20 protein-coding genes, 16 tRNA genes and 1 rRNA gene are annotated in these 22,645 nt (G+C 35.1%); 31 read left to right on the top strand and 6 right to left on the bottom strand.

Features of this window, described 5'->3' with window-relative positions:
• Window positions 1-78: 78 nt before the first annotated feature.
• The 17 genes from rrf to AC6CHJ_RS11170 all read left to right on the top strand — a co-directional run bounded on the left by rrf (window position 79) and on the right by AC6CHJ_RS11170 (window position 1,701).
• Window positions 79-194, top strand: a 5S ribosomal RNA gene (gene rrf / locus AC6CHJ_RS11090).
• Window positions 195-209: 15 nt separating this feature from the next.
• Window positions 210-286: transfer RNA gene (locus AC6CHJ_RS11095), tRNA-Asn, on the top strand.
• Window positions 287-293: 7 nt separating this feature from the next.
• A tRNA-Ser gene (locus AC6CHJ_RS11100) sits at window positions 294-385 on the top strand.
• A gap of 18 nt (window positions 386-403) precedes the next feature.
• A tRNA-Glu gene (locus AC6CHJ_RS11105) sits at window positions 404-478 on the top strand.
• Window positions 479-483: 5 nt separating this feature from the next.
• Window positions 484-559, top strand: a tRNA-Val gene (locus tag AC6CHJ_RS11110).
• Window positions 560-599: 40 nt separating this feature from the next.
• Window positions 600-676 (top strand) — tRNA-Met (locus tag AC6CHJ_RS11115).
• A 4-nt stretch (window positions 677-680) separates the two neighbouring features.
• Window positions 681-757: transfer RNA gene (locus tag AC6CHJ_RS11120), tRNA-Asp, on the top strand.
• A 29-nt stretch (window positions 758-786) separates the two neighbouring features.
• A tRNA-Phe gene (locus AC6CHJ_RS11125) sits at window positions 787-862 on the top strand.
• An 11-nt stretch (window positions 863-873) separates the two neighbouring features.
• Window positions 874-949 (top strand) — tRNA-Thr (locus AC6CHJ_RS11130).
• Window positions 950-953: 4 nt separating this feature from the next.
• Window positions 954-1,037, top strand: a tRNA-Tyr gene (locus AC6CHJ_RS11135).
• Between the two features lie 8 nt (window positions 1,038-1,045).
• Window positions 1,046-1,119, top strand: a tRNA-Trp gene (locus AC6CHJ_RS11140).
• 27 nt (window positions 1,120-1,146) lie between these two features.
• Window positions 1,147-1,222, top strand: a tRNA-His gene (locus AC6CHJ_RS11145).
• Window positions 1,223-1,262: 40 nt separating this feature from the next.
• Window positions 1,263-1,338: transfer RNA gene (locus AC6CHJ_RS11150), tRNA-His, on the top strand.
• Window positions 1,339-1,341: 3 nt separating this feature from the next.
• A tRNA-Gln gene (locus AC6CHJ_RS11155) sits at window positions 1,342-1,413 on the top strand.
• An 8-nt stretch (window positions 1,414-1,421) separates the two neighbouring features.
• A tRNA-Gly gene (locus tag AC6CHJ_RS11160) sits at window positions 1,422-1,496 on the top strand.
• Between the two features lie 18 nt (window positions 1,497-1,514).
• Window positions 1,515-1,589: transfer RNA gene (locus AC6CHJ_RS11165), tRNA-Cys, on the top strand.
• A 31-nt stretch (window positions 1,590-1,620) separates the two neighbouring features.
• A tRNA-Leu gene (locus AC6CHJ_RS11170) sits at window positions 1,621-1,701 on the top strand.
• A gap of 160 nt (window positions 1,702-1,861) precedes the next feature.
• Here AC6CHJ_RS11170 and AC6CHJ_RS11175 read toward each other — a convergent pair.
• The 3 genes from AC6CHJ_RS11175 to AC6CHJ_RS11185 all read right to left on the bottom strand — a co-directional run bounded on the left by AC6CHJ_RS11175 (window position 1,862) and on the right by AC6CHJ_RS11185 (window position 3,587).
• On the bottom strand, window positions 1,862-2,980 hold the full coding sequence (locus AC6CHJ_RS11175; protein WP_498288551.1) for a tyrosine-type recombinase/integrase: 1,119 nt from the start codon (window positions 2,978-2,980) through the stop codon (window positions 1,862-1,864).
• A 116-nt stretch (window positions 2,981-3,096) separates the two neighbouring features.
• Entirely contained in the window at window positions 3,097-3,453 is a 357-nt protein-coding gene (locus AC6CHJ_RS11180) for a DUF771 domain-containing protein (RefSeq protein ID WP_498288553.1), read from the bottom strand.
• Window positions 3,450-3,587, bottom strand: coding sequence for a hypothetical protein (locus AC6CHJ_RS11185; protein WP_498288555.1), 138 nt, complete (start codon window positions 3,585-3,587; stop codon window positions 3,450-3,452). Before AC6CHJ_RS11185 ends, AC6CHJ_RS11180 begins: the two co-directional genes overlap by 4 nt.
• 432 nt (window positions 3,588-4,019) lie before the next feature.
• Between AC6CHJ_RS11185 and AC6CHJ_RS11190 the strand changes: the two genes are divergently transcribed.
• From AC6CHJ_RS11190 to AC6CHJ_RS11200, 3 genes are all read left to right on the top strand, one after another.
• Entirely contained in the window at window positions 4,020-4,487 is a 468-nt protein-coding gene (locus tag AC6CHJ_RS11190) for a hypothetical protein (RefSeq protein WP_498288557.1), read from the top strand.
• Between the two features lie 271 nt (window positions 4,488-4,758).
• Window positions 4,759-5,541 carry an HNH endonuclease gene (locus AC6CHJ_RS11195; protein WP_498288559.1) on the top strand — a complete coding sequence of 261 codons (783 nt, stop codon included), beginning with the start codon at window positions 4,759-4,761 and terminating at the stop codon, window positions 5,539-5,541.
• Between the two features lie 787 nt (window positions 5,542-6,328).
• Entirely contained in the window at window positions 6,329-7,330 is a 1,002-nt protein-coding gene (locus AC6CHJ_RS11200; protein WP_498288561.1) for a hypothetical protein, read from the top strand.
• A gap of 100 nt (window positions 7,331-7,430) precedes the next feature.
• Here the strand turns inward: AC6CHJ_RS11200 and AC6CHJ_RS11205 are convergent, their stop codons facing one another.
• The gene (locus AC6CHJ_RS11205; protein ID WP_498288563.1) at window positions 7,431-7,937 is read right to left on the bottom strand and encodes a hypothetical protein; all 507 of its coding nucleotides are present in this window, start codon (window positions 7,935-7,937) and stop codon (window positions 7,431-7,433) included.
• 477 nt (window positions 7,938-8,414) lie between these two features.
• Between AC6CHJ_RS11205 and AC6CHJ_RS11210 the strand changes: the two genes are divergently transcribed.
• The 8 genes from AC6CHJ_RS11210 (at window position 8,415) to AC6CHJ_RS11245 (ending at window position 17,546) form a co-directional block, all read left to right on the top strand.
• Entirely contained in the window at window positions 8,415-9,098 is a 684-nt protein-coding gene (locus AC6CHJ_RS11210; RefSeq protein ID WP_498288565.1) for an AbiTii domain-containing protein, read from the top strand.
• Window positions 9,095-9,301 (top strand): hypothetical protein, encoded by a 207-nt coding sequence (locus AC6CHJ_RS11215; protein WP_498288567.1) that lies wholly within the window; start codon window positions 9,095-9,097, stop codon window positions 9,299-9,301. The genes AC6CHJ_RS11210 and AC6CHJ_RS11215 overlap by 4 nt, the downstream gene beginning before the upstream one ends.
• A gap of 282 nt (window positions 9,302-9,583) precedes the next feature.
• Window positions 9,584-10,159 carry a restriction endonuclease subunit S gene (locus AC6CHJ_RS11220; RefSeq protein ID WP_498288568.1) on the top strand — a complete coding sequence of 192 codons (576 nt, stop codon included), beginning with the start codon at window positions 9,584-9,586 and terminating at the stop codon, window positions 10,157-10,159.
• A 4-nt stretch (window positions 10,160-10,163) separates the two neighbouring features.
• A complete protein-coding gene (locus AC6CHJ_RS11225; protein ID WP_498288570.1) occupies window positions 10,164-11,690 on the top strand; it encodes a type I restriction-modification system subunit M in 1,527 nt (508 codons plus the stop codon).
• A 9-nt stretch (window positions 11,691-11,699) separates the two neighbouring features.
• Complete coding sequence (locus tag AC6CHJ_RS11230) at window positions 11,700-12,854, top strand: restriction endonuclease subunit S (RefSeq protein ID WP_498288572.1); 1,155 nt, start codon at window positions 11,700-11,702, stop codon at window positions 12,852-12,854.
• Window positions 12,855-12,897: 43 nt separating this feature from the next.
• Window positions 12,898-16,005 (top strand): type I restriction endonuclease subunit R, encoded by a 3,108-nt coding sequence (locus AC6CHJ_RS11235; RefSeq protein WP_498288573.1) that lies wholly within the window; start codon window positions 12,898-12,900, stop codon window positions 16,003-16,005.
• A 13-nt stretch (window positions 16,006-16,018) separates the two neighbouring features.
• A complete protein-coding gene (locus tag AC6CHJ_RS11240) occupies window positions 16,019-16,744 on the top strand; it encodes a M48 family metallopeptidase (protein ID WP_498288575.1) in 726 nt (241 codons plus the stop codon).
• Window positions 16,745-17,135: 391 nt separating this feature from the next.
• The gene (locus tag AC6CHJ_RS11245) at window positions 17,136-17,546 is read left to right on the top strand and encodes a hypothetical protein (protein ID WP_498288577.1); all 411 of its coding nucleotides are present in this window, start codon (window positions 17,136-17,138) and stop codon (window positions 17,544-17,546) included.
• A gap of 155 nt (window positions 17,547-17,701) precedes the next feature.
• On the opposite strand, the gene AC6CHJ_RS11250 is transcribed toward AC6CHJ_RS11245, so the two are convergent.
• On the bottom strand, window positions 17,702-18,418 hold the full coding sequence (locus AC6CHJ_RS11250) for a hypothetical protein (RefSeq protein ID WP_498288579.1): 717 nt from the start codon (window positions 18,416-18,418) through the stop codon (window positions 17,702-17,704).
• A gap of 455 nt (window positions 18,419-18,873) precedes the next feature.
• On the opposite strand from AC6CHJ_RS11250, the gene AC6CHJ_RS11255 reads away from it, so the two are divergent.
• Together AC6CHJ_RS11255 and AC6CHJ_RS11260 are read left to right on the top strand one after the other, a co-directional pair.
• Window positions 18,874-19,380: a GrpB family protein gene (locus AC6CHJ_RS11255; RefSeq protein WP_498288581.1), complete on the top strand. Its 507-nt coding sequence runs from the start codon at window positions 18,874-18,876 to the stop codon at window positions 19,378-19,380.
• A 146-nt stretch (window positions 19,381-19,526) separates the two neighbouring features.
• Entirely contained in the window at window positions 19,527-20,444 is a 918-nt protein-coding gene (locus AC6CHJ_RS11260; protein WP_498288583.1) for a DUF3885 domain-containing protein, read from the top strand.
• A gap of 146 nt (window positions 20,445-20,590) precedes the next feature.
• Here AC6CHJ_RS11260 and AC6CHJ_RS11265 read toward each other — a convergent pair whose 3' ends face one another.
• Window positions 20,591-21,793 (bottom strand): MFS transporter, encoded by a 1,203-nt coding sequence (locus AC6CHJ_RS11265; RefSeq protein ID WP_498288584.1) that lies wholly within the window; start codon window positions 21,791-21,793, stop codon window positions 20,591-20,593.
• Between the two features lie 247 nt (window positions 21,794-22,040).
• Here AC6CHJ_RS11265 and AC6CHJ_RS11270 point away from each other — a divergent pair, with 247 nt between their 5' ends.
• Complete coding sequence (locus tag AC6CHJ_RS11270) at window positions 22,041-22,619, top strand: TetR/AcrR family transcriptional regulator (RefSeq protein WP_498288767.1); 579 nt, start codon at window positions 22,041-22,043, stop codon at window positions 22,617-22,619.
• Window positions 22,620-22,645 lie beyond the last annotated feature (26 nt).

The raw sequence follows: 22,645 nt of genomic DNA on the forward strand, positions 1-22,645 counted from the left end.
GAAAAGTTTTTCTAAAAAAGCAGTTGACTTAATTAGAAAAAAGTGATATAATAATTCTTGTCTTTGAGAAATAACATGTCTAGTGATGATGGCAAAGAGGTCACACCTGTTCTCATGCCGAACACAGAAGTTAAGCTCTTTAGCGCCGATGGTAGTTGGGGGCTTCCCCCTGCGAGAGTAGGACGTCGCTAGGCTGTTGATTTTATTATTCCGAAGTAGCTCAGTTGGTAGTAGCATCTGACTGTTAATCAGAGGGTCGCAGGTTCGAGTCCTGCCTTCGGAGCCATTTTTTTGGAGAGTTGTCCGAGTGGCCGAAGGAGCACGATTGGAAATCGTGTAGGCGGGTAACCCTGTCTCAAGGGTTCAAATCCCTTACTCTCCGCCATGACTTTTCAATACATATGGCCCCTTGGTCAAGCGGTTAAGACACCGCCCTTTCACGGCGGTAACACGGGTTCGAATCCCGTAGGGGTCACCATTTTCGGAGGATTAGCTCAGCTGGGAGAGCATCTGCCTTACAAGCAGAGGGTCGGCGGTTCGATCCCGTCATCCTCCACCATTTTAAGAACTTTATCAATCAAATAAGCATATATTATTATCGCGGGGTGGAGCAGTTCGGTAGCTCGTCGGGCTCATAACCCGAAGGTCGCAGGTTCAAATCCTGCCCCCGCAACCAAAATGGTCCGGTAGTTCAGCTGGTTAGAATGCCTGCCTGTCACGCAGGAGGTCGCGGGTTCGAGTCCCGTCCGGACCGCCATTTTAAATTATAATATTTAAAGTTATTATGGGTCGGTAGCTCAGTTGGTAGAGCATTAGATTGAAGCTCTAAGTGTCGGCAGTTCGATTCTGTCCCGACCCACCATAATAATTTTTGCCGGTGTAGCTCAGTTGGTAGAGCAACTGACTTGTAATCAGTAGGTCGAGGGTTCGACTCCTTTCGCCGGCACCATTCTGGAGGGGTAGCGAAGAGGCTAAACGCGGCGGACTGTAAATCCGCTCCTTCGGGTTCGGCAGTTCGAATCTGCCCCCCTCCACCATTCTTTACAGGGGCATAGTTTAACGGTAGAATAGAGGTCTCCAAAACCTTTGATGTGGGTTCGATTCCTACTGCCCCTGCCAATATAAAACCTTTAAATTTACATAACGGCGGCTGTGGTGAAGTGGTGAACACACCGGATTGTGGTTCCGGCATTCGAGGGTTCGATCCCCTTCAGCCGCCCCATATATAAAATGTAAAGATTAGGTTTTCCTTTAATACAATGGCGATTGTGGTGAAGTGGTTAACACACCGGATTGTGGTTCCGGCATTCGAGGGTTCGATCCCCTTCAGTCGCCCCATTTTGGGGTATAGCCAAGCGGTAAGGCAACGGATTTTGATTCCGTCATGCCCTGGTTCGAATCCAGGTACCCCAGTTATATATGCGGAAGTAGTTCAGTGGTAGAACATCACCTTGCCAAGGTGGGGGTCGCGGGTTCGAACCCCGTCTTCCGCTCCATATATTTTATAATGCCAAGGCGGCATAGCCAAGTGGTAAGGCAAAGGTCTGCAAAACCTTTATTCACCGGTTCAAATCCGGTTGCCGCCTCCATATAGTTAATTAAACTATATAAACACATCATGCCGGTGTGGCGGAATTGGCAGACGCGCACGACTCAAAATCGTGTTCCTTTGGAGTGTCGGTTCGACCCCGACCACCGGTATCTGATAAAGAATATTGATTACGTTTAGTTAATCTTTATTAAAGCTCTAACCCTTGATACATAAGGGTTGGAGCTTTTATCGTTCCATTTCTGTTCTATTGACTATAAGATAAGAAACGATATGTTCTGATATTTTTTTACGCATATTTTTACGCATTTTTTAAACAACCATATGCTCAAATGTTTGTACCGTAATTTGCTCGTCTTCTAAGCGTAGTTCTTTTAGGACATGCGTGTACTTTTTTAATGTTGTTTCAATATCACTGTGACCCAGTCTTTCACTTACATAAGAAATTGAGGCCTTTTGATAAAGAAGTACACTTGCATGAGTGTGACGTAATCCGTGCAAAGTTATTGGTTCAATTTCTAATTCAACCAAAAGTTTTTTTAGCAAATTATTGGCGTTGGTGTTGCTAATGACTTTATATTTAGATTCGGGGCTGAAAAAAACCAATCCATGAATGTTAGTTGGAATGGTTTTAAACAATCTTTTAAAATGATTCATGGTAACATTGTCCATTTTAATTGTCCGTTTTGATTGTTCATTTTTTGTTTTACCAAATCCTTCAGGGGAACTTTTTTTATATCCCCAGGTTTTATTTATGGTGATGGTGTCATTTTTAAAGTTAAAGTCTTTTCTAGTTAGCCCAACAGCCTCCTGATAACGAATTCCTGATGTTGCAATTAGGTATATCAAAGAATAGCCTAATCCATCATCAATTTTACTCCAAACACTTTTTAAAAGTCTTTGACTTTCTTCATAGTCCAAATAATTACGTTCTCTTTTAGGTACTTTCCAATGAACTTTTGCATTCCTAGTGAAATCAGTGTAGATGACTTGTTCGTCTATAGCATCTTTTACACATGCCCTTATATGTCGATGTACTTTTTCAACTGTTTCTTTTGCTTTGCTTGATCCAAACCAATTAATGAATTTTTGATATTCACGTTTATTGATATCCTGGATAGGAGTCTTTGAAAAGTGCTCTCTTACAGCATGTAAGGAGTATTCGTAATGTTTTAGTGTGGTTGAACTCACTGAATGCTTTTTGTAAACCTCAATCCACTCCACAAAATATTCATCGAAAGGAACTTTCTTTAAAACTGGATTTAGGCCTTTGGCTAATTGTGCTTCCAATTCAGCTGCCGCAGCATTTGCTTCTCTTTCGGTGCGAAATCCACCTTTTTTAATAGGTTTTGATTTGCCATTTACCATATGGCTAACTGTAAATTCATAACTTGTTGTTTTCTTTCCTACACGTTTTCTTATTGATGCCATAATTGCTGTCTCCTTATCTAGTTGTAATTAGATAAGGGTAGCCTGGTGGTCATCATGGCGTACCCTTATCATAATGTCTGTTTTGAATTTTGTATAGGCCTAATGATTGGGCAGTTTTACCTTTTTTGTGAGAAGATTTGTTGGAAGTTCTTATCCAAAAACTCTGCCATTTTTAAGGCATGGAATGACCAAGTTTGTCCTTTGGATTGTGGGTAAAATACGAAACCGCCTTTTTCAACATCGAGGATCTTTTTGAATTTTGGGGGATAGAGGATATTGTCTTTAATCCATTCATGTTTACGATTAATTCGTACTTCCAAGTCTTTCATTGTCCAATATACGCCTTTTAACTGTTGTTGTTTTAGTTCCTGCAATTCTACTTTGGAAATGATTACTGAGTCGGAAGGGATAGGGATTGTGAGGTTAATGGAGAGTTGTTGTTGTAATTCTGTATCTTGCAGTAATGTTGTCATGCTACTTCATCTCCCTTCTCAATAGAAGAGCTGAAGTGAGCATCTGCTACCTCAATTTTGTGATTCAAAGTGAATTGTAATTTGCAATTGGGGGAATTTGTGGATTTGTTTTTGAAGTTTCTTTCTATTGTCATTATGTTTCCTCCTGTTGTAGTTTGAAAGAATGATAGGGGGTAAATATTAGGTCTAAATTGTGTAGGTTTCGGTGGGAGAATTTAACTCTAAATTCACTTCCTTTCAATTAATCATTTAGGTTATATATCTATCATAATTAGTATGATTATATAAATCAAAATTCTTAGGTTCGAGGGTCTAAAATTTTTTAGTATGGAATAGTGTCTTGTTGATTACACAATGGTGTTAAGGTATACTCTTTATAAGATAACTATCAACCTTAATCAAGGGAAGATTGAATAATATGATGAAAATTTACGAATTTTCGCAAACTAACGATAAATCAATATTGCAATTAAAACTCGTACTCTAACAAGGGGGACGAGTTTTTTTTATGCTCCCATTGATTACAGGAAATGGTAATTACAAAGTGTTAGAAAGGATGGTGAGGTATGCAGTTTTATTCTGTTAAGGAGGTTGCAATAAAATTACGATTGAGCATTAAAATAATTGAGAATATGTGTGAAAAAGGACGCTTTAAAGATGCCTATCAAACTGATAATGATGTTTGGTTAATACCAGTAGGGAATTTCATTACTACAAGAGAACAGGATCACAGAGCTGAAGCCGTATTAAAGCAGATTGATGCAAAAAATCGAAAAGCTGATAAAGATATAGTTTATATTGATGCACAGATAGTTGCTGATTATTACGGGGTTACACTGAAGGAGGTAAATTGCTGGATTAAGCAAAGAAAAATCTCTGGTAAAAAGGATAAAGAAAATCCAGAACGCTATTTGGTTCCGGAGGAAGAGTTCGAGTATTTGAAAGAAAAGAGAGAAACAGATGATATAAATGGGACCATTAAAAAGTTACTCGGTAATGATTTTACAGAGTGGGATTTAGACATTGATGATTAAATATCTTCATAGATTGCTCGACAATATGAATTTGTTTTATAAGTATTTTGATGGAGCTTTTATTCATCGAAAAATCAATTTCTATTTTTCATATACCATTCCAATTTACGGCTAGAGATGATGTTATTTAGATTAAAGAAGATGAGGGATAAAACAAGGGGGATTTTAATATGTCGTTGATGATTATTTCTGCTTTAGCCATTCTAATTACTTTTTTTATGAGTGCAACTGCTGTAATGATTATTTGGAAATTAAAGGGTGGAAAGTAAAATTGAAAAAATTATCAACGTATTTTGGAGGAAAGACTATGGAAAGATTGAAGAAATGTAGTATCTGTGGTGATACATTACCTATAACGCATTTTTCAAACAAGGACAAACAAAGATGGAGATCCTATTGTAAGAATTGCAGGATGCTTAGAAATGAAATGTTAAAAGCGAGGGAAATTGAAACCCCGGAGCTTAAAAAGGGGACTCAAATAATAGAGGTAAGGGGGAAGATGTCAAAAGGTCATAGGTATAGCTCCTACGTTTCTTATGATAAGGCAGCCCAAATGGTAGAAGAGAAGGTGGCTTATATTGTGAATCCTAAGTTAATCCGTAAGTATTTTGATAGGGAAACGTTTAGAAAACTTGTATTTAGAAGATACGGGAAAAGTTGTTTTTACTGCGGAGATGAAGCTACTACAATTGATCATGTGATTCCCAAAAGCCAGGGAGGTATCTCATCCTTCGCAAATTGTGTACCTGCCTGTTCCCAATGTAATGAGGCAAAGGGAAATATGAACGTAGAAGAATTTTTATTTTATTATGATATGTCAACTACGATTCCAGGTATGTCAAGAGTTGCATCTGTAAGATACGGTTTGTTGGAAACAATAGAGAAACTTAATAATATCCATATTTACCTTAATATGTGTTTGCAAAAGATTGAGATGGAAGAAATCGTATTGAATGATCTTATTGAAGTGGAAGAGCTGGAGGAAATCGTGAATGAAGTAGCCGAGACAATTAAGAGATTTAAGAAAGTGCAAAATCAAAAAAGTCTAGTATAGTGCGTGTTTTCTTGATTTAGAATTGCTTTAGGAAAATGAAACAATAGGATTCCGATTAGGAGTTTATATGAAACGGAAGGTTGGGATAAAAATGAATAAGATGACAGACGTAATAAAAAAATAATCACCAGATATATGGAAATGGGCTGGAACACAAATTTCTGCACTCTCTTGTAGCGAAACGCTTATTGACGAAATGATAGAAAATAAGAAAAAGCAACTTGAAGAAAGTGGAAGGGAGTTGTTGGATGTATATGTTTTTAAGTCGGAGGAAAGGGTTTTTAAATGTGTTGGGATTGAATTTTTAACTAGACCTAAACGGTAACTTGTCAAATAAAGAGAGAAAAAAGAAAAGGAGCTGGAGTAGTAGACATTGAGATCTATCCCTATCCGTTTACAAGAAATAGATATTCAGGTTAAAAAGATTGAAGAAAACAATGTATTTATCAATACAATTAGATAGCCAAAAACGAAACCGTAGAGCAATTAGTCTTTACGGTCTTTTTCTTGTAATCCTATCCTTGTAATCTACTAGGGGAAAAGGAAAATACCAAACCTTTACTATTATGAACATGCTGTAATGTTGTTGAACGATTTTATGGGGGCATTGATGAATATTTTCTTCACAACTTCAGTAGGATGCTGTACTTAACAATCACATTGGTTCATTTCAATGTGTTGAGAAGTCATATAAATTAGTTTGGGTCGGGAAAACAATGCTAAGATAACCCTTGATAATAAAGGATTTCTTTACTCCCGTGAACTAAAATAAAAGGAGATGGTTTCATTGATTCACACGTTCGAATTGTTCATTCACGTAAGCTACGAAGATTTTCATCACCTCTTTTCCATGTACGGTGTTAGATTAAACAAATACCATTACATCCGTGCAGCAGTTAAAGAACTTAATCAAGAAGTAAAGAAGAGGTTTCCAGCATATGCTATAACCCGCACTTGGGAACAAGCAGATGGTGATTGGAATTTACAATTGAAGGTTGATGCTGTAAAAATGTTAAATAGAGGGACAATTACAGAAGATGATTATGAATTGGTAGAGTTAAATATTCGTAAATTCCTCGTCCGACATTTTGGACATTCTGATTACTTTGACTCCCATATACTTACAAGAATAGATCTAAGACTGGATGTAGAGCTACCGATTCAAAAAGACCGGGAGTTGTTATTTCATCTACTTGAAAAATATACTGCTAAGTATGCCTACAAAGAAAAAGTCAAATGGGGCAAGGATGAAGAGGGCAACCCTATTAAATATGAAACGTCGCAATACCATAAATGTAAAAGTATTGAGTTAATCATCTATGACAAAGAAGAAGAACGGATTGCAAAAGGTGAAGAAATTCAACCATACGATAGTGGGAGAGTGAGGTATGAGTTGAGAATCAAAAACGCCCACTTGAATAGCATGAAAAGAAATGACAAAGGAAAAGGTAGACCCAAGGTATTAAAAAGCTACTTTTCGTACCAGTTATGGAAAGAGTACATGGAAAAGCATGTTTTACCAATTGTTCACCGAGGGGATTACTATAAACTCAGTGAAGCCGAAAAAATCATTGAAAGCAGTCATTTCTCAAAAAAGAAAAAAGATGACCTTCGAGCATTCCTCGTTCAAATCTCCAAAGGTAGTATAGATACCCCTAAGAAACACATGTCTAAACCCACTTATCGAAAATACCTTCGTGATCTTGAAAGTATTGGAATTAACCCAATTCTCATTCCAAAAAACCGCACCGATTTCCCCAATTGTTTGAAAAATCCATTCAAAATCTAAAAATAAGTGAAAATAACATTGAAGGTGTCTAAAATGTGTTGTTACAAACGCAATAGACACCTTCTTTATGAAAAAAATACCACAAAAAGACGAGAGCATTTTACAACTCTCGTCCGTTTTCTAGTTTGTACCTAGTCATAGCATCAAGGAGTGTTTGTGCGATGATGTCTTGAGTTTTAAGGTGAGGGTAATATTCTTCACAAAATTTACTGAAGTCCTCGTAAATAGAAGTGTTCATCCTGATACTTTTATTTGCGAACTCTGCATTCTTGCTGTATATGCGTTTATCAAGCAGTAAATTACCCGATTCTTCAAATTGTTGAATTACCCTTTTAAGAGTGTCAATATGGCTCTTGATGAATGTTATATCATCATTCTGATTGGTATGGGTACTTGTAACTCGTTCCTCTTCAGAACGAACAAACGGATAGTATTGCTTGTCCGCTTGATGGTACAAGTAATCTCCCTCCCTCATGAGCTTACTGAACGATCCAGATGGGATTCCGAGACGTTCGCAAATTTCCGAGAGATTATGCTCTTTTAACATCTTATTGACTTCCTGAACTCTTTTTGCTGGTGGCATTGTAATGATTGTGTCTTTATCCATATACACAACCCCTTTCTTAAAATGAAGTTATTGTATTATAGACTCAAATCTTTTAGGTATTACTGTATTTCATTTGTTTTTATTCTATATAGTTGGGTTCATCACCAGTATGGATTGACTTTCGTTGTAAAAAAGTTATATACTATATTTAACGAATAGTAGTCAAATGTTTGATTTAACATTTGACTAGGAGGTGTAACACGCAACTTAGTGAGATTATTCGGGGTGTGATAGGTACGGTAACTTTGGAAGCATTGCTGAAACGGGCATTCGGATGTTTGATATAAAAAATATCCACAATTAATATTTCAAATATAAAATTTTAGCAGTGAAGGCGTTCATTGTGGGACTTCCTCTATGATCATTTTACAATTTTTCCTTCTATTTGAAAAAGTTTTAGATGGTCCTGCTTTTTTGAAAAAAATTACATTTGATGTTGTATAAAGGAACTAAAATATAAGGAAAAGGGTTGATTTAATGGCTAGAAGTCAATTACTAAAGGACTTAGTTAGGGGTAATGAATCCATTGAAAATATTTTACTAAGATTGAAAGTAATACTTTCTGACTTAGAAAATGAATTAATTATGAATTGGATAGACGGAGAGTTACAAGGCTATGTAAAAGAGGACGTTCCTAGTTATAGAATCCTAAAAGGGGAACTTATGGGAACATATCTCTTAAACTATCAATTTAAGTACACCAATGCTCCAGTTCCAGTTGAACATGTATTGGACGAAGAGCGAGTTAATCAACTTAAAACAATAAATATAACTGACAGTATTACTGCACTTCAAAATGTACTGAATGACAAAAATAAAGATAATTACGGTAAAATCATACCAACTACCCTATGTCACTATATGTCGACTGAGGAATTTCAAATTGCTGGTATGAGGACAATTGTTGCTTCAAACCAGCTTGATGGAATAGTTTCCAAAGTAAAGTCTAAATTAGTTGATATCGTAATGGAACTGGAGAAACAATTTGATAACTTGGACGAAATGGATATAAAATCACAAGTTGAAGAAAACCAGTATAAGAAAGAAAAAGTTGTTTTGAATATAGAGCAAATAATTTACGATGGTTCGATTAAGTTGGGTGACAAAAATAAATTTAATAAATCAAAACTTGGTCATTGGTTTGGGGGTAAGAAAGATTGAACATAAAAATTGGAGATAAAAATAAAATTAAAAATTCCTTAATTGGTCACCATTTTGGTTCAATTGACCAAGAACCAGTCAAAAAGAATTTCGTTGATAGACACCCTATCCTTATTTCATTCATAGTGTCTCTTGTTGTTGGTTTTATTTTGCTTTTTTCATTTTGGGATAGTGTTATTAATTGGATAGAAGGATTATTATAGGGAACAATGTTGTTCCTTTTTATATGATTATAAATGTCAACACGAGTATGTACAAAATCACTCATTTTCTCTCGTTAAATTGTGCCACAGGGCAGTTCCTTCGGTATTGTTATTGAGAAATTATAACAGCATTCCATCAATACCGTCCTGTGGTTTTCTTTTCTCTCTATAATGTTAGGTTCGTCACCAGTAAGGATTGACTTTGAGTACAATAAGGTTATATACTGCATTTAACAAATTAGGGTTATATATTAGATTTAACAACCTAAAAGGAGGTGTAACATGCAACTTGGTGAGATTTCTCAAATAAAGACGGGATTGGTATTAAGTAGGAAGAAGGCGGAATTTGAATATGATGCAAAAGCTAAATATAAACTTTTGTCGCTCAAAAATATAAGTGAAGATGGGGCAATTGTAAACCAATCATTTGATGAGTTTATCAGTAATGATGACTTGGATGATCATTACTTTACTGAAGAAGGCGATGTGCTAATGCGGTTAAGCCAACCATATACTGCAGTCTTTATAAATAAAGACCATAAAGGTTTATTGGTTCCTTCATACTTTGCTATTATAAAGGTGAATGAAGCAAAGGTTTTACCACAATATGCAGCATGGTATCTTAATACATTGAATGTCAAAAAGGAATTGGAGCGTTCTCAAGCAGGTAGTAGGATTCCAAGCACTAATCAACATGCAATAAGAAATATTCCTATTATGTTAGCATCTATTTCAAAACAACAAGCATTGATTGAGCTTTTCCAACTACACCAAAGAGAAAAAATGCTTTATAAGAAATTGATTGAAGAAAAAGAGTTGCACTTTCAAGGAGTTACGCAGCAAATATTAGGAGGATAAAAGAATGATTGAACAAACATCACAAGAAAAAATTAATAGTGTGTTATGGAAAGCAGCCGACACTTTCAGAGGGAAAATTGACTCATCTACATACAAGGATTACATCCTTACTATGCTGTTCATTAAGTATTTGAGTGATTCGTATAAAGAGAAGTTAGAGGAATACCACGCTCGATATAATGGAGATGAACAACGAATTCAACGTGCATTATCAAGAGAACGATTTGTATTGGATGACACATCAACATTTGACTATCTGTATAGCAAGAGAAATGACCCAGAAATCGGTGAGATCATAAACAAAGCATTAGAACGAATTGAAAATGAGAATACAGGAAAACTTCGTGGTGTATTCCGTAATATAGACTTCAATAGTGAGGCAATTCTTGGTAGGGCGAAAGAACGTAATGCAATGCTACGTTCTTTATTGGAGGATTTTAATCAACTATCATTAAGACCGTCCCAATTAGGTAATGAAGATATTGTTGGTAATGCTTATCAATACATGATTGGATTATTTGCTTCTGATGCAGGGAAAAAAGGTGGAGAATTCTACACCCCAGCAGAAGTATCTGAACTTTTGGCACGATTAGTTAAACCACAAGAAAATGATCGTATTTATGATCCGACTTCTGGTTCTGGTTCATTATTGTTGAAAGTTGCAAAACAGGTACCGAGTAAAAAAGTTGCCATATATGGACAAGAGCGTAATGGTGCCACGCACTCATTGGCATTGATGAATATGTACTTGCACGGAATTGATGATGCAAAAATTGAATGGGGCGATACATTGGCCAACCCGTTGCATTTAGATGATGGTAAGTTAATGAAGTTCCAGGTAATTGTTGCAAATCCTCCTTTCTCGTTGGATAAGTGGGCGATGGGGTTTGCTGGTGAAGGAAATGATAAAAAGTTTAAAATGGAACCAGGGCTTGATCCATACAGAAGATTTGAATGGGGAGTTCCACCCAGCTCAAAAGGGGACTATGCGTTTGTTCAACACATGCTTTATTCGTTGGCGGAGAATGGAAGAATGGCTACAATTCTTCCTCATGGGGTTTTATTCCGTGGCTCAAGTGAAGGAAAAATTCGTCAGCAAATTATTAATATGAACCTATTAGATGCAGTCATCGGATTGCCAGAGGGATTATTCTTTGGTACTGGTATTCCAGCTTGTATCATGGTATTCCGAAAAGACCGTACACGTAAAGATGTGCTGTTCATTGACTCATCAGGGGAAGGTAATTATGAAAAAGGAAAAAACCAAAACAAATTAAGAGAGTTGGACATTGAAAAAATTATTGAAACGTATGAGAAGAGAGAAACAATTGATAAATATTCATATGTCGCTAATTTAGATGAAATTAAAGAGAACGATTATAACTTGAACATACCACGTTATGTCGATACATTTGAAGAGGAAGAACCTGTCGATATGGATGCAGTTAAGGAAAATATTAAGAACATCAAACAAGAGCTTCAAGAAGTGGAAGAGCAAATGGAAAAGCATTTGAAAGAGCTTGGATTGTAGGTGAACAAGGTGTATAAATTAACAGTCCCAAAAGATTGGAAAGTTAAACATATAGAAGAAATAGCGGATATATCTACTGGAAATAAGGATACAGTAAACAAAGAAGAAAATGGAAAATATCCTTTTTTTGTGAGGTCTCAAACGGTAGAACGTATAAATTCTTATTCTTATGACGGCGAAGCTATTCTAACAGCAGGTGACGGAGTAGGTGTAGGTAAAGTATTTCATTATTACAATGGTAAGTTTGATTTTCATCAAAGAGTCTATAGGATAAGCGAATTTAAAGATGTCGATGGCTTTTTCCTTTTTAATTATTTTAAAATGAATTTCATGAAACAAGTGAAGAAGTATAATGCTAAGACCTCAGTGGACTCGGTTAGAAGAGAAATGATTACAAAAATGGAGATTCCAGTTCCACCAATAAATGAACAAAAAAAAATATCTTCAATACTTTTAGCTTGGGACAATGCAATTGAACTAAAAGAAAAGCTGATTGAACAGAAAAAAGAGCAGAAAAAAGGGTTAATGAAGAAGTTGGTGACAGGTCAAGTTAGGTTGTTGGGATTTGATGGAAAATGGGACACAAAAAAACTTAAAGATTTATGCACTAAAATAATGGATGGTACTCACGCAACACCGAAGTATACTGATTCTGGCATCCCTTTTTATAGTGTTGAGAATGTTACAAATAGGGAGTTTTCGAATCATAAATATATATCACATGAAGAACATCTTTCAATTAGTTCAAGATGTAAAGTAGAAAAAGGCGATATTTTAATGACTAGAATTGGTAGTATTGGGGATGCTGTGATAGTTGATTGGGATTATGAATCCAGTATCTATGTGAGCTTGGCCCTTTTAAAAACCAATGAAAAAATTCTGTCAGAATACCTAGTTCAGTATATGTCTACGGATGAATTTAAAAAGGACATTCTAAGTAAATCACTATTAAGTGCAATCCCACAAAAGATAAATTTAATTGATATAGGTCGAGTTAACGTTTATTTTCCACAGGATATACAAGAACAAAAAGCTATTACTAAAATCTTAAATGATGCGGATAAAGAATTATCATTACTTGTGTATGAACTAAATTCTTTAAAACAACAAAAGAAAGGCCTCATGCAATTACTTTTAACAGGAAAAGTCCGAGTGCGGGTGTAATGCCGTCACTCGCTTTCCTATAATTGAATATGGAGGTGTGAAAATGGCAAGGGAGAAGAGTTATGATGAACGGTACATTAGCCAAGTACCTGCAATTGAAGTATTACAAAAATTGGATTATCTATATATTGCACAGGAAGAAGCAGCACGGATGCGTGGGAGTCTTCATGATGTATTGTTAAAAACAGTTTTAGAGGAAAAACTCAAAGAGTTTAATTCCTTTGAATATAGAGGAGAAATTCGTGAGTTTAGTGAGACAAATATCCATCAGGCTATTAGAGACTTAGATGAGCCTCTTACGAATGGATTGGTAAGAACAAATGAAACAATTTATGAAACCATCATGAATGGACGTAGTTATACAGAGTTTTTACCAGACGGTTCAAAGAAATCATTTACTATCCAATATGTTGATTGGAAGAACATTGAAAATAACGTATTTCATGTGGTAGAAGAATTTGAAGTGGAACGAATGGATGGGCGTGGAACGGTAAGACCTGATATTGTTCTTTTTGTAAATGGAATTCCTTTTGTAATAATAGAGTGTAAAAAGGCATCCATTTCTATGAAACAAGGAATTAGTCAGATGATTCGCAATCAAGGTAAAGATTATGCCCCACAGTTGTTCAAGTTTGTACAATTGGTTATGGCAACTAATAAAAATGAGACACAGTATGCGACTTGCAATACACCGAAAAAGTTTTGGTCTGTTTGGAAAGAAGAAAAAGAGGGTTGGCTAAATTCTTGGTTAGATCAAACGGTTGAGGACAGATTACCAACAACTCAGGATAAAAACATCATATCCTTGTTCCATCCCGAGAGGCTACTTGAAATAACCAAATACTTTACACTTTTTGATAAAGATGTGAAGAAAGTGGCACGTTATCAACAATACTTTGCTATTAAGGAAATCATAAAAACAATAGAAGAACGGGATGATAATGGTAATCGTCAAAGTGGTGTTATTTGGCATACACAGGGATCTGGTAAATCACTCACAATGGTGATGCTTTCAAGGTACATATTGGCAGAGCTGCATGACTTTAACCCAAAAGTAGTAGTGGTAACAGATCGGGTTGAGTTAGATAAACAAATCCATAAAACATTCAGGCACACAAGGTTAAAGGCAAGTCGAGCTACTTCAGGCGGTCATTTAGTCGATTTAATCAATGATAATAATTCAGATATAGTTACAACATTAGTTCATAAATTCGATACAGCTTCAATCAAGCAAAAACCAATTGAATCTAAAGATGTATTTGTACTGGTTGATGAGTCTCATCGAACTCAATATGGCGAACTTCATATTAAAATGAAGAAAGTCTTTCCGAATGCTTGTTATTTAGGCTTTACAGGGACCCCTTTAATGAAGAAAGAAAAAAGTACAATGATAAAGTTTGGAAAGCTCATTCATAAGTATACGATTGCTGATGGGGTACGTGATAATGCGATTGTTCCTTTACTGTATGAGGGAAAAATGGTGGAACAATCGGTTAATCAAAAAGCTATTGATAAACGTTTGGAAATGATTACTCGAAATCTAAATGATAAGCAAAAAGAAGAAGTAAAGCAAAGATGGAGCAAATATGAAAAACTTGCTTCATCTGAACAGCGGATTTATTTAATTGCTGAAGATATAAACAAGCATTTTGTTGAGAACTACAAGACACAAGGGAGTCAATTTAAGGCGATGTTGGCTACTAACAGTAAAATTGAATCTATTCGCTATTTAGAGGCTTTTGAAGAGTTTGAGGATTTGAACTGTGCAGTCGTAATCTCTCCACCTGACCAACGAGAAGGCCACGAAGCAGTTGACGAGGAATCAAAAGATAAAATTCAGCGTTTTTGGAAACGGATGATGAACCGTTATGTAACTCCTGAAAAATATGAGGATGCCATCAAAGATGATTTTGTCAATGGTGATGACATTGATTTATTGATTGTCGTTGACAAGTTGTTAACGGGCTTTGATGCCCCTAGAGCAACGGTACTTTATGTTGACAAGCCGATGAAGGAACACACGCTACTACAAGCTATTGCACGTGTAAATCGCTTATATGAAGGAAAAGATTATGGTTTAATCATTGATTATCGTGGTCTGTTAGATAAACTTGATCAAGCGATGCAAATGTATTCTGGTGCTGGTCTGGAGAATTTTGATCCAGAAGATTTAAAAGGTGCCATTTACGATGTCATTAGTATCATTGGTTCATTACGGCAGTATTACTCCGATTTATGGCAAATCTTTGCTCCTGTAAAGAATAAAAATGATCGGGAAGAGTATGAGGTATTGTTGGAAGATCAAGAAGGCAGAGAAGGGTTTTATAACGTTTTAAGCAACTTTGGACGAAACCTTGGAATCGCCTTAGAGTCGGAAAAAATCTATAATGCCTTGCCTCCAGAAGAGTTACAAAAGTACAAAAAGGACTTCAAGTTTTTTCAAGACTTGCGGAAAAGTGTAAAGCTACGGTATTCGGATACGATTGACCATAAAGAGTATGAAGCAAAAATGCAGAAGTTGATGGATAACTATATTTCTGCAGAGGAAATTATTCGTATTACCAATCCAGTGGACATTTTAAATGCAAAGGCTTTTGAAGAGGAAATAGAACGTCTTGGCTCAAAACGAGCGAAAGCGGATGCTATTCGGACTCGTTTAACAAAAAGTGTTCATGCAAAGTGGGACGAAAACCCATCCTTCTATAAAAAGTTTTCTGAACGGATACAAGAAGCCATTCAAGAATACCGAGATAAACGGATTTCTGAAGCTGAGTATTTGAACCGCATGAAAGACATTATGAAGGATTACCAGAGTGGTCAAGCATCAGAACAATATCCTACTGTCATTAAAGAGAATCGCAATGCTCAAGCCTTCTACGGTGTTACTAAGGACATTATGAGTGAAACGAAAGAAACTACAACAAGCTATGATATTAATACGCTAGGTGAATTGGCATTTAAGATGGATCAAATCATAAAGGAACATCAAAAAGTCGATTGGCATGATAATTTAGAGATTCACAATCGAATTGCTCAAGAATTGGATGATCTTCTTTTTGATTTTAAAGAAAAGTACAGTTTGGAAATTGATTTTGATACAATTGATAAAATCATTGAGCAAATCAAAACGGTTGCTCTAAGACGTTACTAAGGCAGGGAGCAGCATGGAAAAACATCAAATTGAGTACGCCAATAATGTCATAGATTTCATTATTAAGCGGAAACAAGTTAAAAATGTAAACCTCAATGTCAAACCAGATATGACGATTGAGGTTACAGCAAATGACAGAGTTCCGTTAGACTTTATTTCTGATTTTGTTAAATCAAAAGGCTCATGGATTCTTAAAAATGTGGGGCGTTTTAATGATGTACAGCCTTTGAAGCAAAGTGAAAGAGAATATGTAAGTGGCGAGACGTTTAAGTATTTGGGAAAGCAATACCGCTTACGAGTACAGAAGTCAATGGAAGAAGAAGTAGTGAAATACTTCCGAGGCTTCATTTATTTATACGTGAAGAATACAGATAGTGTTAGCCGAAAAGCGAAATTGATGGACGAATGGTATCGTGAAAAGGCCCAAATGACATTCAATGAATCATTAGAGAAAATGTATCCACTGGTGCAAAAATACGGAGTAGAGAAACCAGAAATTGATGTAAGGTTGATGAAAGCACGATGGGGTTCAGCTTTAACCGAAAAAAACACGATACTTCTAAATGCCGAGCTTATAAAGGCACCAAAATACTGTATTGACTACGTGGTTCTTCATGAATTAATTCATTTTAAGTATAACGATCACAGTGAAAACTTCTATCAAATGCTTTATTCAGTGATGCCAGATTGGGAAAAGCGGAAAGCGATATTGGATGAAGAAGTTGTGAAGGATTTATGAGATGAACTATATAGTGATGAACACAACAGAATAGAAAAACAAGAGGCAGTTCTTATAACTAAGGTTAGGGACTGCTTTTTTATTTGTATTGGACATACAGAATCTCATTAAAATAATTTTATTAGGTAGAACATAAGAACTTTGATTTGGATAATTATAAGTTGTAAGATTACTATACAGAAAGAAACAAACCACTTCTTTTCATCCTTCTAATCCTTAAATCTTCTTCAAGATGCAGCCATTTCTGATTATGATTATGAATACTTTGCCTCTAAAACAAAGTCAAACCACAAAATTCTTTTTCATCAGAGGAGATTGCATAAAATGGAGTTAATTAGGAAGGAAAAGGACGAGTTGCTTTCTAAATTCAACATATAAAGGAGAAATGACAATGAAAAAACAGTATGCAAGACAACTAGATGAAACAATTGATTTGGCAATGAAATTATATCAACTACCTTCAATCGTAAAAGAGGGTAATGACGAGTTTGAGCATGTGAGTGAATGTGATTACTTTAAAAAAGCAGACGGAACTTATTTAAGGGGTTATCCAGTCCTTTCTAAAACGCATCTCATTGAAAAGAAAGCAGAAAGAGAGTTAACTTTCAGTAAAGAAATTTACTTAACTGAAAATGGGACTTTACAAAAGTATTACTCCTATGCTGAAGGACATTATTGCGAAGACTGTAAGAAAGCCCATTCCTACGTTCATCGAGAAGTTGCAAAAGATCAGACCTTAACTGAAAATGAACTCGAAAAAGTCGAGGAATTTATCACTACTTCATTTTCCCTCATCAAATAATCCACATTAAACTCCTTCAGTTTGAATTACCACAAAGACAACAAAAATTTCCAAGAGTTATTGTTTTGCAATTACCAGAAGAACCTTAGTGTATGCTAAGGTTCTTTTTTTAGTAGAATAAAAGACAGGAGAAAGAATCTCATCTGTCTGATTAATCACTCTTTATGAATGTACTCAAGACTTCTTCTATTTGCCAAATAATTATTTAATGCTCGATTATTTTCCATTTTTGCTTGTTCTATCTCTTTGTTCAGAGATTCTATCATTATTTCAAAAGCATTTTCTTTTGTGGAATTTTCCTTATTTCGATTAGCTAGATTAGATAACAGAGAAGAACAGTCTAATAGTCTGTTTAAATGTTCCGATGCTTTATCAAGTTCTAATTTAGCTTGAAACTCTGGTCCAAGTTCCCAGGTTGGTAAGTTGGCGAATCTACTATCATTTGCTCTCATCAAGAGGATGCGATAACTTTTTGTAGACTTCCCCATAAAATTTATTTTGCTTTGGCTTTTTAGATGTGCAATTACATGAATTCCCCGTTCGGTCTCTTCTGGAATAACTTCTAAAAAGTCATTAATGAATATTGGCTCCTTCTCTACAACGTGGTAGTTAACCTTATCACTAAGGGTATAGTTGAAATCAGATAAATGTTCATGCCTTACTAAATCAATGTTAACTTGTCCATAAACATCCGAATCTTTACTTACATCTAATTTTGTGCTAAATAAAAAAACGTATTCATCAACAAGCAATTTGCCCATTTTTGAATTAGTAAGATTTCGGTTAAGTCCTCCCAAATGAAGAACATCATATTTTTTAGATTTGTTTGTATCTAAAGCCAATGTACCAATTTTTCCACTTTTATATTTCATTTTTATGTGATTTCCTTCCTATTCCAATGCCTGTTATTTTATCTAAATCAACACTTTAGATCTATCAACAAAAATACAAACATATGTTCTATTTACCGCAAATTTACCGCATGAAATTACAAAACCTTATTATATCAATGTTTTGACCGCCATTTTGACCCCGACCACCGGTATCATCACATCGTTTGCCAAGCGATGACTAAAAGTTCCTTACATTTGTAAGGAACTTTTTTTGTATACATATAATTGTTTTCGTACCCTGTTATCAAATATAGAGAAATAAAAAAGTAGCAATGTGTATAATTGAATTAATTATTGAAACACTGTCTATCATTGATTTACTGAATTAGCGTGAAATAAATGTTAGAGAATAAAAGCAAAAAATATTCCGAATATATTTGTGATATTACATTCTAAAGTGGAAAAAGCAATCAGGATAAATAAGGAGTGATAAAGTGTTAGGATTACCGAAAGGAGAAGTTTTTCTAACTCCATGGACACAAGAATGGGAAAGAGAATTTTTATTAGAAAAAGAGAAAATTCAAAAAGAAATTGGTGATAACATTGTGGAAATTCACCATATTGGTAGCACAGCTGTAAAAAAACTAAGTGCGAAACCAATTATTGATATTGCAGTGGAAATCAATGATTTTAGCGAAGGTGAGAATTGCGTTTCTTCCTTAGAAAAGATAGGTTATTCATATAAAGGGACAAACATTTTACCTGACAGACACTATTTCAGTAAAGGTGAACCAAGAACTCATCAAATCCATATGTATCAAAGTGGAAACAAATATTTAAAAGAACAATTGAAATTCAGAGATTATTTGAGAAACAATGACGAAGCAAGAATTGAATATGAACAACTTAAACTCAAATTATCGGAATTAAATAAAAGTAATAAACATAAATATGCAGAGGATAAAACTCATTTTGTTAAAACAATCTTAGAAAAAATTTAGTAGACGTTTCCCAAATGGCGACTAAACGTTTCTTACTTTTCTTCAATACAGTCCTTACATTTTTTTGATGATAAATTTTCACATCTTCGGGTTCTGGTATAATCAGGGTATTAAAGTAGTGAAGTAATAATTAAGGGAGTTTAAAGATGGAGCTATTTAACCATTTGAAGAATAACTCAAAATATTGGCTTCGTTTTGAACTAGGGCTTGTCGAACTAGAAGGCAAAGAATATTTTAAAGAAATTTATCATCGTATATTTTCTATTTTTGACTTTCTTTTTGATACGAATGATACGATTATGTTTATTACAGCTATTAATGAATCTGTTGAATATAAAGGAAAAGATTTGCCTAATATACAACGTTTCCTTAAAGACAAAAAATTAATATATGGATTAAGTTGCAAAACAGTACCTTATGAGTTTGATGAAGAGGATATTGAAATGAGGACAACTCTATACAGTTTAAAGGTTAAAAAGGAGTCTATCCGTAGAGATTATCTTTTTCAAGCAATTAGTAATCAGGATTTTGCGAGAAAGCCTAGCATAATGGGAAATGTTTATTTGCTGAATTTATCACAGAATACATTATTGCACATGTATGATGACCGTGGATGTGATGTTTATGGTTTAAATAAAGAAAATCTATTGCCTTCCTATCATAAATTTAGAAAATGGATCTTAGACTATAATCGTATACAAATTGACCATATTTTTGAGGAAGGGTTATTTAATTACTCTGAATCATCTACTGAAATGGAAGATAGACTTATAACCAATAGATTTAGAGAAAATGAAACAGAGATTAATTTATATGAAGGCAATACATGTATAATTACTCATCAACTTGAAATACCACAAGAAGATGCAGAGAGATGTGTATATGAGATGAAACAAACAGGATTTAAAATTGAAATTGACAAAAATCAACTTGATTGTATTGTTCTTAAAGCCATAAAGACTGAAGCACTTGCAATGATTGATTATCAAACAGAATTGATGTCTTTATATTCAAAGAAGTATAACGGAAAGTATGAAGGTTGGTCAGCGAAAAGAGAACATTAATAAAAGTAAATAATAAGAACACATAATGCCAGTGTTTACTGCGTTTATGTGCATTATATTGTATATAAATTAGTTTGACGTAATTAAGAATAAAGCGAATTTGGAAGTTAGTAATTCCAAATTCGCTTATTTTATTTAGATTAAAACTACTTAGCATTATTTTTTTCAGTAGCAAAATATAATAAGGAAAGTATAGAAGGAATTATTCCAATCCATAATGCAGTGCTCCATCCACCCATTGAGTAGGCCCAGCCGCCAATTGCCGATCCAATTGCACCACCAAAAAAGAACATTGCCATGAATAGACCATTCAGACGATTACGAACTTCTGGACTCAACGAGAAAAGCGCACGTTGACTGAGTACAAGATTTGCGGATACACCAGCGTCTAACAATAAAGATGAAATTACTAGTATAGCTATACCAATAGGTGAGTTAGTATGGATAATAATCGGTAATAAAAGAGAAATGACAACCGTAAGAAGTGCTATCCCAGTTGCAAGTTTCGTCACTCCACGATCTGCAATTCGTCCTGTAATAGGCGCGGCTACTGCACCAGCAACTCCGACAAGGGCAAATAATGCAACTTCTTTCTGAGAAAAATGAAATGATTGGCTAGTTAACAGTTGAGGAACTGTTGTCCAAAATAAACTAAAAGATGCAAACACACCTGCATGATATGCAGCCCGGCGACGTAATATTGGTGTTGTTCGTAACAAATACCACATAGATTTGAGGAGGGCTATATAGTGAGTGTCCGTTGAAGGCTTTCTTCTAGGTAATACCTTTGAAAGTACAATAGCCAAAACCATAATAGCTATGGCAGATAAAATAAATATAGCATGCCAACCAAAAAAATCAGCAACTAGGCTCGACAAGGGGCGTGATAGCATGATTCCGAGTAACAGACCGCTCATGACATTGCCGACAACACGACCGCGTGACGAATCGGATGATAGATATGATGCAAAGGGAACAAGTACTTGCGCAGCAACCGAACCTAAACCTATGACAAACAAAGCAAATAAGAATAGAAATATTTGTTTCGTCATTGCTGTAATTACAAGGGCTACTGCCGTGATAAGTAAAGAGGAGACTATCAGCTTTCGATTTTCAAGAATATCTCCTAAAGGCACGATAAACAATAAACCGACAACGTATCCAATTTGGGTTAACGTAACAATTAAGCCAGAAGTGTTTGCTGACAAACCGACTGATGAGCTAATTATCCCAACAAGAGGCTGTGCGTAATATAAATTAGCTACAATGATACCACATGCGGTAGCCATAAGAATGGTTAACCAAGTTGGAATCTTCTTTTCAATTGTTTGTTTCTTTAAATCAATCATTTAGTACAACTCCTTCTATGGAATATATATTGCTTAACAATAAACAATACCGTGGGTTAGATTCCCTCCATATTTGATTTTATTGTTTTCATTTTATAATACTAAACGTACAGTTTATAAAATGATTAACCATATAATATACTGAACGTTTAGTTTTATAAATAGGGAATTCAAACTTTCTGTTTTAATATTAAATTGTTATACTGAACATACAGTTTATTAATTCCAAAGAAAGTTGGTAATTATGATGAATGGAAAAAGAGGCAGACCACGTAACTTAGAAGCACAAAAGTCAATTCTGTCAGCTTCTTATGATTTATTGTTGGAAAATGGGTTTCAAGCTCTCACAGTTGATAAAATCGCCAAATATGCTCAGGTTAGCAAAGCAACTATTTATAAATGGTGGCCAAACAAGGCTGCAGTAGTGATGGATGGTTTCCTTTATGCTGCCTCTGAAAGATTGCCTGTGCCTGATACTGGTTCGGCATACAATGATATTTTAACTCACGCTACAAATTTAACTATATTTTTGACGAGTCGTGAGGGGACGATAATTACGCAATTATTAGGTGAAGGCCAGTTTGATTCCGGATTAGCAGATGCCTATCGTGCTCGATATTTCCACCCCCGCCGACTTGAAGCAAAGAGTCTTTTGGAAAAAGGAATTCAACGTGGTGAATTGAAAAAAAGTATCGATATTGATATATGTATTGATTTAATTTACGGACCGATTTTCTATCGATTACTTGTGACTGGCGAACCATTAGGTGAATCATATGTACGACAATTAATATTAAATGCTTTTGAAGGTATTCGTTCTTCCTAGAAGTATAGAGTTAATCCAATAAACGT

This window comes from Rummeliibacillus sp. GQ308 (genome assembly GCF_059759115.1).